Raw genomic sequence first — 12,554 nt, forward strand, 5'->3', positions numbered from 1 at the left:
CCTCCATCTTCCGCACCGCCATGGGCGACGCCGAGTTCGAGCGGCTGCACCCGGAGCTCCGGCGCCGCTTCTCGGTGGGGCTCGCGAGCGGGGAGCTGTGCGTCGGGCGGGGCGTCATGGACCGCATCTGGCACGGCCGGACGTTCGTGAAGCCGTTCCTCGCCGTCGGCGGGCTGCGGAACATCCTGCTGCCCCGCACCGGCCGCGACGTCCCCTTCCGCATCGAGAACGTGCCGTACGCCGACTCGTACGGGCGGGAGACCGTCACCTTCGTCCGCACCTTCGCGCTGCCCGGCGGACCCCGGCGCTTCGACGCCACCATGGTCCACAGCCCCGAACGCGACTGCGTCCTCGACTACCTCGGCACGCACCAGCACCTCGCCAGCGACCTGCACCTGTCCGCCGAGCCCGACGGCTCGCTCCTCATCACCTCCGGCGAACACCGCTTCCGCGAGGGCCCGTTGGACGTACGGGTGCCGGAACTGGTCGGCGGCCGGGCCGAGGTGCGCGAGTCCTTCGACGAGCGCACCGGGCGCTTCCGGATCGACGTCCGGGTGGTCAACCGGTACTTCGGCCCCCTCTTCGGCTACCAGGGGTCGTTCACCGCCGAGTACGCGGAGGTACGGTCCCGTGGGGTGCGCGCGGGGCTGCGCCCGGTGCGCGAGGAGGTACGGGCATGAGCGGGGACGCCACCGGCGGCGGCGTGAAGAGCCGCAGGGCGCCGGCGCAGGACGCCCGGAGCCAGGAGACGAGGGAGAAGCTCCTCGAAGGCGCGCTGCGCACCCTCGTCGAGCAGGGCATCGCCAAGGCGTCGGCGCGCGCCATCGCGGCCACCGCCGGAGTGAACCAGGCCCTGGTCTTCTACCACTTCGGCTCCGTCGACGAGCTGCTCGCCGCCGCCTGCCGGCACGGCGCGGAGCAGCGGGTCGCCCGCCACCGCGAGCGCCTCCGCTCCGTCGGCAGCCTTACCGAGCTGCTCGCCTTCGGGCGCGAGATGCACGAGGAGGAGCGGAAGGCCGGGCACGTGGCCTTCCTGGGGCAGCTGCTGGCCGGGGCGCAGACGCACCCCCGGCTCGTGCCGGCCACCGCGGCCGGGCTCGACCTGTGGATCGCCGAGATCGAGCAGGTGCTCGTCCGCGTCCTCGCCGGGACACCGCTGGCCGAGTTCACCGACCCCGCCGGGCTCGCCCGCGCCGTCGGCGCCTCGTTCATCGGCCTCGGGCTCTACGAGGGCGTCGACCCCGGCGGGGCGGAGGCGGCCTTCGCGGCGCTCGAACAGCTCGGCGCCCTGATGGCCGCGGTGGAGGAGCTGAACCCGGTCGCCCGGAAGGCCGTCACGTACACGCTGCGCCGGCAGACCGGCCGCGCCCGGTAAAAACCCTCACTCGGACGACTCCGGTCGACACGTCGAACAATGTCCCTTTTCGTGGGGATATAGGTATGTTCGACGACAGCTGGAGGCACCGTGCAGCCGGGAGGCTACGACTACGACACCTACAGCCGACTCGCCGGCCCGCTCACCGAGCCGGACCCCGTGGCCTACGAAGTGCAGTACCGGAGTCTGCTCTCGAAGGAACCGCACCGAATACGAGCCGTCCTGCTCATGTGCCTCGCGCCCCTCCTGTCGGCGCTGCTCCTCGCCTACCTCGTCTGGCCGAGCCACTGGACCGTCCGCGAGGGCGACGACACCTGGCGCGTGCCGTACGACACCGTGATGCTCGTGTCGATCGGCCTCATCTGCTTCTTCATGCTGGTGAACGTCACCTCGATCGCGCACGCCACCATGGTCGCCCGCGACCCGATACCCGTGTACCCCGAGAAGGGCACCCGCGTCGCCTTCCTCACCACGTACGTCCCGGGCAAGGAGCCGCTCTCCATGGTCCGCGGCACCCTCGAAGGAGCCGTGCGGCTGCGGCACGAAGGCCCCCTCGACGTGTGGCTCCTCGACGAGGGCGACTCCGCCGAGGCCAAGGCCCTCTGCGCGGAACTCGGCGTCCGTCACTTCACCCGCGCCGGCGTCCCCGAGTGGAACCGCAGGAAGGGCGTCCACCGGGCCAGGACCAAGCACGGCAACTACAACGCCTGGCTCGCCGAGCACGGAGACGCGTACGACTTCTTCGCCTCCGTGGACACCGACCACGTCCCGCTGCCCGACTTCCTGGAGCGGATGCTCGGCTACTTCCGCGACCCCGACGTCGCCTTCGTCGTCGGCCCGCAGGTCTACGGCAACTACGACAACCTCGTCACCAAGGCCGCCGAGTCGCAGCAGTTCCTCTTCCACGCCCTCATCCAGCGGGCCGGCAACCGCTACCGCGCCCCCATGTTCGTCGGCACCAACAACGCCGTGCGGATCACCGCACTCAAGCAGATCGGCGGCCTGTACGACTCCGTCACCGAGGACATGGCCACCGGCTTCGAACTGCACCGCAGGAAGAACCCCCGCACCGGCCGCTTCTGGCGCTCCGTCTACACCCCCGACGTCCTCGCCGTCGGCGAGGGACCGGCCTCCTGGACGGACTTCTTCACCCAGCAGCTCCGCTGGTCCCGCGGCACGTACGAGACGCTCCTCAAGCAGTTCTGGAAGGCGCCCTTCCGCACCCCGCCGGGCCGCTTCCTCAACTACACGCTGATGCTCGTCTACTACCCGATGACGGCCGTCAACTGGGTCCTCGGCATCCTCAGCTGCGTCCTCTACCTCTGGCTCGGCGCCTCCGGCACCCAGGTCTCCACCCAGGTGTGGCTGATGATCTACAGCGACGCCGTCGCCCTCCAGATCGGGCTCTACCTCTGGAACCGGCGGCACAACGTCTCGCCCCACGAACCCGAGGGCTCCGGCGGCCTCGCCGGCATGGCGATGTCCGCGATCTCCGCCCCCGTCTACCTCAAGTCCCTCGGCTCGGCGATCCTCCGCACCCGCGGCCGCTTCGTCGTCACCCCCAAGGGCGGCGCGGCCAGCCCCGACCGGATCCTCACCTTCCGGATCCACCTCTGCTGGGCGGTGGTCCTCATCGCCTCGCTCGCCGCCTCCGTCCGCTACGGCCACACCCACGCCGCCATGCGCACCTGGACCGTGCTCGCCCTGGTCATCGCCCTGGCGCCGCTCGCCGTCTGGACCGTCACGGCGGTGCTCGAGCGCCGCGCCCGGCGCGCCCGCGCACACGCCAGGGCCCGCGCGAGGGCCCGTGGCCTCGCCGACGCCCGCGAGGAGATCGAGGTCCGTGAGGAGATCGAGGTCCGTGAGGGGGTCGAGGTCCGACCCGCCGTCACGGCGCTCCCTCCCGCGCCTTCCGCGCCCGCTCCGACGACGACCGGAGGGAATTGAGCCATGGCCCACCGGCCGCCGAAGAAGTTCAAGCCGCCGAAGAAGTTCAAGAAGACCCTGCTCGGCACCTCGGCCGTCGCGCTCCTGGCGGCGCTCAACGCCCCCGCCGCCGTCTCCTTCGCGGAGGAGAAGTACCACGCGTACAAGATCGCCCGGCCCGAGTACATGCGGCGGTACGGCTCCTGGGCGGAGGTCCCCGTCCCCGCCGAGTACCGCGTCAACGCCATCCACGCGGCGCTCCTGCGCACCGGCAAGGTGCTGCTGATCGCCGGATCCGGCAACAGCCAGAAGAACTTCGACGCCGGGACCTTCGAGTCCATCCTCTGGGACCCCGTGAAGAACACCTTCAAGAAGATCCCCACCCCCGAGGACTTCTTCTGCTCCGGCCACTCCCAGCTCCCCGACGGGCGGCTGCTCGTCGCCGGCGGCACCGCCCGCTACGAGATCCTCGACGGCGAGGTGAAGAAGGCCGGCGGCGGCATGCGGGTCAAGAACGAGAGCCCCGACGAGGCCGTCACCCTCAAGAAGGGCACCGTCTTCCGCTCCCCGTCCGGGGTCGAGTACGTCTCCAAGTTCGACGTCACCGTCCCCAAGGCCAAGCGCGAGTTCGAGATCTCCTACTTCGAGAGCGGCCAGATGAAGCCGTGGAAGACCAAGGTGACCGCCGCCGAGGCGCGCGTCTTCGTCGAGGCGCGCGAGGAGGGCCCGCAGGCCCTCACCACCGAGGCCGCGCAGTACGAGGTCGTCGGCCTCAAGGGCGAGGCGGCCGACAACGTCTACGGCCTCGCGCAGAAGCTCACCACCGAGAAGCAGGACTTCCAGGGCATCAAGGGCGCCTACGAGTTCGACCCCAAGGCCGAGAAGTACCTCCCGGTCGCCCCGATGAGGAACGCCCGCTGGTACCCCACGCTCGTCACCCTCGACGACGGCAGGGTCCTCGCCGTCTCCGGGCTCAACGACGTCGGCGACGTCGTCCCCGGCGACAACGAGTACTACGACCCCGAGACCAAGAAGTGGTCCAAGGGCCCCTTCCGCTACTTCCCCACCTACCCGTCCCTCTTCCTCACCAAGGGCGGCAAGCTCCTCTACACCGGCTCCAACGCCGGCTACGGCCCCGCCGACAAGGGCCGCGAACCCGGCATCTGGGACCTGGAGAAGAACTCCTTCACCAAGCTCGGCGGCCTCACCCGGCCCGACCGGCTGGAGACCTCCGCCTCCCTGCTGCTGCCCCCCGCCCAGGACCAGAAGGTCATGGTCCTCGGCGGCGGCGGGGTCGGCGAGTCCGCCGAGTCCACCGCCCGCACCTCCGTCATCGACCTCTCGAAGGACAGCCCCGCCTTCACCGACGGCCCCTCGCTCCCGCAGGGCACCCGCTACCTCAGCAGCGTCCTGATGCCCGACGACTCCGTCTTCACCACCGGAGGCTCCGGGGACTACCGGGGCCGCGGCGGCAGCGACATCCTCAAGGCGCAGTTCTACGACCCGGGGACCAACGCCTTCAGCGAGGCCGCCGAACCCACCGTCGGGCGCAACTACCACTCCGAGGCGCTGCTCCTTCCCGACGGCCGGGTCGCCACCTTCGGCTCCGACCCGCTCTTCGACGACAAGGACAACACCAAGCTCGGCACCTTCGAGCAGCGCATCGAGGTCTTCACCCCGCCCTACCTCCACAAGGCGGGCGACGACCGGCCGGTCCTGGGGGAGGGTTCGCCGGAGCTCGACCAGAACGGCCGCGCCACCTTCAAGACCAAGGACGCCGGCCGGATCGTCAAGGCACGGCTGATGCGGCCCAGCGCCGTCACCCACACCACGGACGTCGAACAGCGCTCGATCGAGCTCGGCCTGACGAAGGGCCAGGACGGCATGACACTCACCGTCGGCGTACCGCGGGACCGGACCCTCGTCCCGCCCGGCTGGTACATGCTCTTCGTCACCGACCAGGACGGCATCCCGTCCGAGGCGAAGTGGATCCAGGTGGAGTAACCCCGGCCGGCACGCACGCCCGCCGCGCCGTGCCCGGCACGACCGGCAGGCCTCCGGTCAGCCGCGTCGACGACGCCGCGGGTCAATACACCTAGGACTTCGCCCGGCGGGCCAGGCCAAGGGCGTATTCCGGCCACCAGGTTCCGGCGGCCGGGCCACCGCGGCACTGGCCGTCCGAGTCGCCGGGGCGCTTGACCCACAGGTAGGCGTCGATCAGTCCGTCCCCGGTCCGGTCCGTCGGCGGTACGCCGAGGGACCGGCCCGGCGGATTGCACCAGGACTCCGCCCGGTCGCCCGGGAGGGGGCCGGCGCCGTTCCTGCTCGTGTCCACCGTGAAGTGGGTGCCGCCGAGCAGCCCCGAGAGGGTGGCGCCGAAGCCCTTCACGACGTCGTCGCGCTGGAAGTTGGACACGTTCAGGGAGAAGCCGTCCGCGCGCGCGATCCCGGCCCGGCGCAGCGGCTTCACCAGCTTGCCCGGGTCGTCGATCCAGGCCGGGTTGCCCGCGTCCAGGTAGACCCGGGTGCGCGGCTGCCGCTTCAGCCGCTCGATCGCCCCGGCGAGGAGCTCGTAGCGCTCGTCGTGGTACTGGGCGGGGGTGCAGCCGTCGACGATGTGCGGCACCGCGTCCGGCTCCAGGACGACGATCGCGGAGGCCTCCCCGATCGCCGTGGCGAAGGCGTCCACCCAGTTCCGGTAGGCCTGCGCGTCGTGCGAACCGCCCGCCGAGTACATCCCGCAGTCGCGGTGCGGGATGTTGTACGCGACGAAGACGGCCGTCCGCTTCTCGGCGGCCGCGCCGCGGACCGCACGCGTGATCTCCGGCACCGGGTCGTCACCGGCCGGCCACTCCGCGGCCGGGCGGTCCGCGATCCGCTTCAGGACCCGGGCGTCCTCGGTCCTGCCCTGGGCCTCGTACTGGCGCACCTGCCTGGCCGCGTCGCTGTCCGGGTCCACCCAGAACGGGGAGCCCGACGCGGGGGCCGCGGCCTCGCCGCGCGCGGACGGCGGGCCGACGGGGCCCGTCGACGGCTCGTCCGCACCGCACCCGGTCAGGAACAGCGCGGAGACGAGGGCCAGCGCGGCGGCGGCGACGGTGCGGCGGGACATCCGGCCCCCAGGGTCGGGTACGCGACGGGACGTGCGGCGTCATCGTGACATGTCGGTCACTTCGCGTCCGGCTGCGACACCGCGATCCCCAGCGGGGTCCGCTCGTACAGCACCTGATGGCCGTAGCGCCGGGAGGACAGCAGTCCCGCGTCCCGCAGCACGGCGAGGTGGGAGGAGACGGACGAGGGCGCCCGCCCGAGCAGGTGCGCGAGCGCCGTGGTCCCCATCGGCTCCTCCAGGGCGCACAGCACGTCGGCCCGCACCGGGCCGAGCAGCCGGGCCAGCACCTCCGGCGTGCGGTCCGCCGGCCCGGACCACAGCCCGCCGATCCCGCGCGCCGGATACGCCACCGTCGGCTGCCACGGCGGGTCGAAGCCGCTCACCACGTCCGGCCAGGTGAACACCGAGGGCATCAGCACCAGCCCCTGCCCGTCCAGCGGACGCACGTGCTCACCCGGATACGCGACCGTCAGCGTCGCCGTCTCCGCCGCCCAGTCGAAGGCCGGATGCAGCTCGCCCAGGAGCCGTTCCAGCCCGCCCTCCGCGAGCCGGCGCGAGTGGTAGGCCACGTCCGCCTCGAGGAGTGCCCGCAGCCGCGGCCAGTCGGGCTCGATCAGCGCCGCCCACGCCGCCTCCAGGAGGTCGGCGAGCCGTTCCACCGCGCCGGCCGGATCGGTGAGCATCCGCCGTCCCTCCGCCGTCTCCGCCGCCCCCGGCGTCTCGGCCAGCGCCCGCTCGAAGTCGAACAGGGCCACCGCGGGATCCGTCTCCCGCACGGCCTCGATCTCCTCCTCGAAGGACGCGGCGGGCCCCAGCGGCGGCGGATAGAGCGAGTCGGGGCTGTGCCCCCGCAGCGGCATGAGGAGGTGCAGCGGACCCAGGTCGAGTCCGCGCGCGGCGCCCGCGATCCGCCGCATCCAGGGCAGGTGGTACCCCTGCTTGGCGGGCCGGGCGAGCACCCGCACGGCAGAGTGCGTCTCCCAGAGCGGCGAGATCGCGAACCGGATCCGCATCGGGTCCGCCTCGCCGAAATGCAGGTGGTACGGCACCGGCCCTCCCCGGACATTCGGCTGGAGCCGAAAGTCTAGGGCGGGACCCTCGCGCCGGGCACGCTGCCCTCCATGCCCACGAACGACACCCGGCCGCCGGAACCGGCCCCCGCCCCGACCCCCGCGCCCCCCACCGCCGCCACGCCCGCCTCGGCCCCGGACCGGAAGCCCGCCCCGGCGCACACCCCCGCCGGGGAGTCGGCCGCCCCCGCCCCGCACACCCCTGCCGGCGCCCCGGCGCACACCCCCGCCGACGAGCCGCCTGCGGCCGTACCCGCTCCCGCCCCCGCCCCCGAGCCGGCCGCGTCCGCGCCCGTCGTTCCCGCCCCCGGTTACCGTGCCGTGTTCGCCGTGCGGGAGTTCCGGTTCGTGTTCGTGGCGCACCTGTTCTCGCTGGTCGGCGTGGTCGTCAGCGAGCTGGCGCTGACGGTGCTGGTGTACGACCTGACGCGGTCGCCGCTGCTGTCGTCGCTCACGTTCGCGCTCGGGTTCCTGCCGTACCTCGTGGGCGGCACGCTGCTCGCCGGGCTGACCGACCGGTTGCCGCCCCGCCGGATCCTCGTCGTCTGCGACCTCGTCTGCGCCGCCTGCGTCGCCACGATGGTGGTCCCGGCGACCCCCGTCGCCGTCCTGCTGGCGCTGCGGTGTGCGATCGCCGTCGTCTCGCCCGTCTTCAACGGCACCCGGATGGCGACCCTCGCCGACATCCTCGGCGAGGGCGACCTCTTCGTCCTCGGCCGCTCGCTGCTGCGGATCGTCTCGCAGAGCGCCCTGCTGACCGGCTTCGCCGTCGGCGGCGTCCTGCTCACCGCCGTACCCCCGCGCGGCGCCCTCGCGGTCACCGCCACCACCTTCGTCGTCTCCGCGCTGCTGCTGCGCTTCGGGACCGTCCGCCGTCCGGCACGGGCGGCCGGGGCGGCGCGGAGCGGGCTCGCGGGCACCTGGGCCGTCCTGCGCGACCGGCGGGTGCGGGCCCTGATGCTGATGTTCTGGGTGCCGCCGCTCTTCGCCGTCGTGCCCGAGGCCCTCGCCGCCCCCTACGCCGACGAGATCGGCGCCTCCACCGCCGCCCTCGGTCTGCTCATGTGCGCGCTGCCCGTCGGCACCATCGCGGGCGAGCTCTTCGCCGGCTCCTTCCTGAGCGCGGCGACCCGCTCCCGCGTCGTGGTGCCGCTCGCGGTGGTGAGCGTCCTGCCCTACCTCCTCTACGCCCCCAGGCCGGGCCTGGTCCTGGCGGCCCTCGCGCTCTTCCTGGCCGGCGCCACCGGCGCGTACACCCTCGGCCTCGACGCCTGGTTCGTCGCCGCCGTACCCGAGGAGCAGCGGGGGAGGGCGATGACCCTGATGACGGCGGGCATGATGACCGTCCAGGGCGTCGGCATGGCGGCCGCCGGCCTCGCGGCCGAGTTCGCGTCCGTCCACGCGGTCGTCGCGGGCGCCGGAGTGCTCGGCACGGCCTGTGTCGTCGCCGTCGTCGTGGAGCTGCGGGCGACCGAACTGCGAGACGGGGCTGACCGGCATATGACCAGTCGGTAAGGTCGACGCGTGCCGAAGCCGCTCAGTCTCCCCTTCGACCCCATCGCACGCGCCGACGAACTCTGGCAGAAGCGCTGGGGTCCGGTCCCCTCGATGGCCGCGATCACCTCGATCATGCGCGCCCACCAGATCCTCCTCGCGGAGGTCGACGCCGTGGTCAAGCCGTACGGGCTGACCTTCGCGCGGTACGAGGCCCTGGTGCTGCTCACCTTCTCCAAGGCCGGGGAGCTGCCGATGTCCAAGATCGGCGAGCGGCTGATGGTCCACCCCACCTCGGTGACGAACACGGTGGACCGGCTCGTGAAGTCCGGCCTCGTGGCCAAGCGCCCCAACCCCAACGACGGCCGCGGCACCCTGGCCTCGATCACCGGGAAGGGCCGTGAGGTCGTCGAGTCCGCGACCCGGGACCTGATGGAGATGGAGTTCGGCCTCGGGGCCTACGACGCCGAGGAGTGCGCCGAGATCTTCGCGATGCTGCGCCCGCTGCGGGTCGCGGCGGACGACTTCGAGGAGAAGTAGCCCCCCACGTAGATCGCCCGGAACGTGCCGTTACGCTCGACGGCATGAAATCCAGCGTGCTGACCCGCTACCGCGTCATGGCCTACGTGACCGCGGTCATGCTCCTCATCCTGTGCGCGTGCATGGTCGCCAAGTACGGCTTCGGTGTCGGCGAGGACCTGACCTTCGCGGTCTCCCAGCTGCACGGCGTCCTCTACATCATCTACCTCGTGGTCGCCTTCGACCTGGGCTCCAAGGCGAAGTGGCCCTTCGGCAAGCTGATCTGGATCCTGATCAGCGGCACCATCCCGACCGCCGCCTTCTTCGTCGAGCGCAAGGTCGTCGCCGAGACGCTGCCGCTGGTCGCCGGCGCGCGGCCGGAACCCGTCAAGGCCTGACCTCCCGCCTCCGCACCCGGGTGCGGAGGTTCGGCACCGGCGCGCAGGGGGCGTCCCGGTAGATTCGGGACATGGACGCTGACGCCATCGAGCAGGGCCGCCGCCGCTGGCAGGCCCGCTACGACAAGGCCCACAAGCGGGACGCCGACTTCACCACGCTCTCCGGGGACGCGGTGGAGCCGGTGTACGGCCCCCGCCCCGGCGACACCTACGAGGGGTTCGAGCGCATCGGCTGGCCCGGTGAGTACCCCTTCACCCGGGGCCTGTACCCGACCGGCTACCGGGGCCGGACCTGGACCATCCGCCAGTTCGCGGGCTTCGGCAGCGCCGAGCAGACCAACGAGCGCTACAAGATGATCCTGGAGGCCGGCGGCGGCGGCCTCTCCGTCGCCTTCGACATGCCCACCCTCATGGGCCGGGACTCCGACGACCCCCGCGCCCTCGGCGAGGTCGGCCACTGCGGCGTCGCCGTCGACTCCGCCGCCGACATGGAGGTCCTCTTCAGGGACATCCCGCTCGCCGACGTCACCACCTCGATGACGATCTCCGGCCCGGCGGTGCCCGTCTTCTGCATGTACCTGGTGGCGGCCGAGCGGCAGGGCGTCGACCCGGCCGTGCTCGACGGCACGCTCCAGACGGACATCTTCAAGGAGTACATCGCGCAGAAGGAGTGGCTCTTCGAGCCCGAGCCCCATCTGCGTCTCATCGGCGACCTCATGGAGCACTGCGCGCGGGGCATCCCCGCGTACAAGCCGCTCTCGGTCTCCGGCTACCACATCCGCGAGGCCGGGGCGACGGCCGCGCAGGAGCTCGCGTACACGCTCGCCGACGGCTTCGGCTACGTCGAGCTGGGGCTCAGCCGCGGCCTCGACGTGGACGTCTTCGCCCCCGGCCTGTCCTTCTTCTTCGACGCCCACCTCGACTTCTTCGAGGAGATCGCCAAGTTCCGCGCCGCCCGCCGGATCTGGGCCCGCTGGATGAAGGAGGTGTACGGCGCCAGGACCGACAGGGCCCAGTGGCTGCGCTTCCACACCCAGACGGCGGGCGTCTCCCTCACCGCCCAGCAGCCGTACAACAACGTCGTGCGGACCGCGGTCGAGGCCCTCTCCGCCGTCCTCGGCGGCACCAACTCGCTCCACACCAACGCCCTCGACGAGACCCTCGCGCTCCCCAGCGCGCAGGCCGCCGAGATCGCGCTCCGCACCCAGCAGGTGCTGATGGAGGAGACCGGCGTCGCCAACGTGGCCGACCCGCTGGGCGGTTCCTGGTACGTCGAGCAACTCACCGACCGCATCGAGGCCGACGCCGAGAAGATCTTCGACCGGATCAGGGAACGCGGCCGCCTCGCCCACCCCGACGGACGCCACCCCGTCGGCCCGATCACCTCCGGCATCCTGCGCGGCATCGAGGACGGCTGGTTCACCGGCGAGATCGCCGACGCCGCCTTCCGCTACCAGCGGTCCCTGGAGAACGGCGACAAGCGGGTCGTCGGCGTCAACGCCCACCACGGCTCGGTCACCGGCGACCTGGAGATCCTCCGCGTCAGCCACGAGGTCGAGTGGGAGCAGGTCCGGGTCCTCGGCGAGCGGAAGGCGCGCCGTGACGACGCCGCGGTCCGCGCCTCGGTCGACGCCATGCTGGCGGCGGCCCGGGACGGCTCGAACATGATCGCCCCGATGCTGGAGGCCGTACGGGCCGAGGCCACGCTCGGCGAGATCTGCGACGCGCTCCGCGACGAATGGGGCGTCTACACGGAGCCCCCGGGTTTCTGACGGTTCCGCACCTCGCGGCGGGGCGGCCCGGGAGTCCCCGTACCGCCCCCGGCCGCCCGCTCGGCTCAGCCGCCGACCGCCGCCACCGCTCCGAGGCCGCCCACCAGGAGGGCGGAGAAGCGGGCCACCCACGCCTCGTCGACGGGCTCGGCGCTGACCAGGGCGCGGTGGACGACCGCGCCCGCGATCACGTCGAAGATCAGGTCGTCGGTGGCGTCCGTGGCGACGGGGTCGCGGCGCGCGGGGAGTTCGCCGCGCTGCTGCGCCCGCATGCGGCCGGCGAGCACCAGCCGTTTCTGGCGCTCGACGATCGAGGCGCGGATGCGTTCGCGGAGCGGTTCGTCGCGGGTGGACTCGGCGACCACGGCCATCAGGGCCGTCTTGGTCTCGGGGCGTTCCAGGAGCGCCGCGAACTGCAGGACGACGTGCTCGATGTCGGCCTGGAGGGAACCCAGGTCGGGGAGTTCGAGTTCGTCGAAGAGGACGGCGACGGCGTCCACCACGAGCTCGTTCTTGTTGGCCCAGCGGCGGTACAGGGTCGTCTTCGCAACCCCGGCGCGGCCGGCGACGTCCCCCATCGTGAGCTTGGACCAGCCCAGCTCGACCAGAGCGGCCCGGGTCGCCTCCAGGATGGCCGTGTCGGCCTCGGTGGAGCGGGGGCGCCCGGTACGACTGTTGCGGGGGTTGGTGCGGCTACACATGGAAACCGACCATACCCGCCGGTAGGTATCGCGCCAGGGGCGTGCGGTGTGAGGCAGTTCACCGTGCGGATCCCGTCCGGGCCCTCCCGCCGGCTCCCCCTCCGGAGATACGCTACGACCTGTAGCGAAAGGCATTGAGCGGCCTGAGCGACAACCACAGTGCCGGGTGGGGACCCGGCGGTCCATC

11 protein-coding genes are annotated in these 12,554 nt (G+C 72.3%); 8 read left to right on the forward strand and 3 right to left on the reverse strand.

Going from position 1 to position 12,554, the window contains the following annotated elements; genetic code table 11:
- The first annotated feature begins 20 nt into the window (after positions 1-20).
- The 4 genes from AC067A_RS02240 to glxA all read left to right on the forward strand — a co-directional run bounded on the left by AC067A_RS02240 (position 21) and on the right by glxA (position 5,305).
- The gene (locus AC067A_RS02240) at positions 21-680 is read left to right on the forward strand and encodes a DUF4166 domain-containing protein (RefSeq protein ID WP_478613511.1); all 660 of its coding nucleotides are present in this window, start codon (positions 21-23) and stop codon (positions 678-680) included.
- Positions 677-1,375 (forward strand): TetR/AcrR family transcriptional regulator, encoded by a 699-nt coding sequence (locus AC067A_RS02245; protein ID WP_478613284.1) that lies wholly within the window; start codon positions 677-679, stop codon positions 1,373-1,375. The genes AC067A_RS02240 and AC067A_RS02245 overlap by 4 nt, the downstream gene beginning before the upstream one ends.
- Positions 1,376-1,465: 90 nt before the next feature.
- Positions 1,466-3,322: a glycosyltransferase family 2 protein gene (locus tag AC067A_RS02250; RefSeq protein ID WP_478613287.1), complete on the forward strand. Its 1,857-nt coding sequence runs from the start codon at positions 1,466-1,468 to the stop codon at positions 3,320-3,322.
- 3 nt (positions 3,323-3,325) lie between these two features.
- The gene (glxA, locus tag AC067A_RS02255; RefSeq protein WP_478613290.1) at positions 3,326-5,305 is read left to right on the forward strand and encodes a radical copper oxidase GlxA; all 1,980 of its coding nucleotides are present in this window, start codon (positions 3,326-3,328) and stop codon (positions 5,303-5,305) included.
- Between the two features lie 91 nt (positions 5,306-5,396).
- On the opposite strand, the gene AC067A_RS02260 is transcribed toward glxA, so the two are convergent.
- Positions 5,397-6,413: a glycoside hydrolase family 6 protein gene (locus AC067A_RS02260; protein WP_478613293.1), complete on the reverse strand. Its 1,017-nt coding sequence runs from the start codon at positions 6,411-6,413 to the stop codon at positions 5,397-5,399.
- A gap of 56 nt (positions 6,414-6,469) precedes the next feature.
- On the reverse strand, positions 6,470-7,462 hold the full coding sequence (locus AC067A_RS02265; protein ID WP_478613296.1) for an ArsR/SmtB family transcription factor: 993 nt from the start codon (positions 7,460-7,462) through the stop codon (positions 6,470-6,472).
- Between the two features lie 342 nt (positions 7,463-7,804).
- Between AC067A_RS02265 and AC067A_RS02270 the strand changes: the two genes are divergently transcribed.
- The 4 genes from AC067A_RS02270 (at position 7,805) to AC067A_RS02285 (ending at position 11,666) form a co-directional block, all read left to right on the forward strand.
- Positions 7,805-8,998: an MFS transporter gene (locus tag AC067A_RS02270; RefSeq protein WP_478613513.1), complete on the forward strand. Its 1,194-nt coding sequence runs from the start codon at positions 7,805-7,807 to the stop codon at positions 8,996-8,998.
- A 9-nt stretch (positions 8,999-9,007) separates the two neighbouring features.
- Positions 9,008-9,517 carry a MarR family winged helix-turn-helix transcriptional regulator gene (locus AC067A_RS02275; protein WP_478613298.1) on the forward strand — a complete coding sequence of 170 codons (510 nt, stop codon included), beginning with the start codon at positions 9,008-9,010 and terminating at the stop codon, positions 9,515-9,517.
- 44 nt (positions 9,518-9,561) lie between these two features.
- Positions 9,562-9,894: a DUF3817 domain-containing protein gene (locus AC067A_RS02280; protein ID WP_478613301.1), complete on the forward strand. Its 333-nt coding sequence runs from the start codon at positions 9,562-9,564 to the stop codon at positions 9,892-9,894.
- Between the two features lie 71 nt (positions 9,895-9,965).
- On the forward strand, positions 9,966-11,666 hold the full coding sequence (locus tag AC067A_RS02285) for an acyl-CoA mutase large subunit family protein (RefSeq protein ID WP_478613304.1): 1,701 nt from the start codon (positions 9,966-9,968) through the stop codon (positions 11,664-11,666).
- A gap of 65 nt (positions 11,667-11,731) precedes the next feature.
- Here AC067A_RS02285 and AC067A_RS02290 read toward each other — a convergent pair whose 3' ends face one another.
- Positions 11,732-12,367, reverse strand: a complete 636-nt coding sequence (locus tag AC067A_RS02290; RefSeq protein ID WP_478613307.1) for a TetR/AcrR family transcriptional regulator — start codon at positions 12,365-12,367, stop codon at positions 11,732-11,734.
- Positions 12,368-12,554: the final 187 nt, after the last annotated feature.

The sequence above is a fragment of the Streptomyces sp. NPDC043176 genome (assembly GCF_056436715.1).

What these genes read in the sequence shown, in the direction of transcription:
- AC067A_RS02285 (WP_478613304.1), top strand. Translation starts at nt 9,966, where the DNA reads ATGGACGCTGACGCCATCGAGCAGGGCCGCCGCCGCTGGCAGGCCCGC.
- AC067A_RS02245 (WP_478613284.1), top strand. Translation starts at nt 677, where the DNA reads ATGAGCGGGGACGCCACCGGCGGCGGCGTGAAGAGCCGCAGGGCGCCG.
- AC067A_RS02240 (WP_478613511.1), top strand. Translation starts at nt 21, where the DNA reads ATGGGCGACGCCGAGTTCGAGCGGCTGCACCCGGAGCTCCGGCGCCGC.
- glxA (WP_478613290.1), top strand. Translation starts at nt 3,326, where the DNA reads ATGGCCCACCGGCCGCCGAAGAAGTTCAAGCCGCCGAAGAAGTTCAAG.
- AC067A_RS02290 (WP_478613307.1), bottom strand. Translation starts at nt 12,367, where the DNA reads ATGTGTAGCCGCACCAACCCCCGCAACAGTCGTACCGGGCGCCCCCGC.
- AC067A_RS02280 (WP_478613301.1), top strand. Translation starts at nt 9,562, where the DNA reads ATGAAATCCAGCGTGCTGACCCGCTACCGCGTCATGGCCTACGTGACC.
- AC067A_RS02260 (WP_478613293.1), bottom strand. Translation starts at nt 6,413, where the DNA reads ATGTCCCGCCGCACCGTCGCCGCCGCCGCGCTGGCCCTCGTCTCCGCG.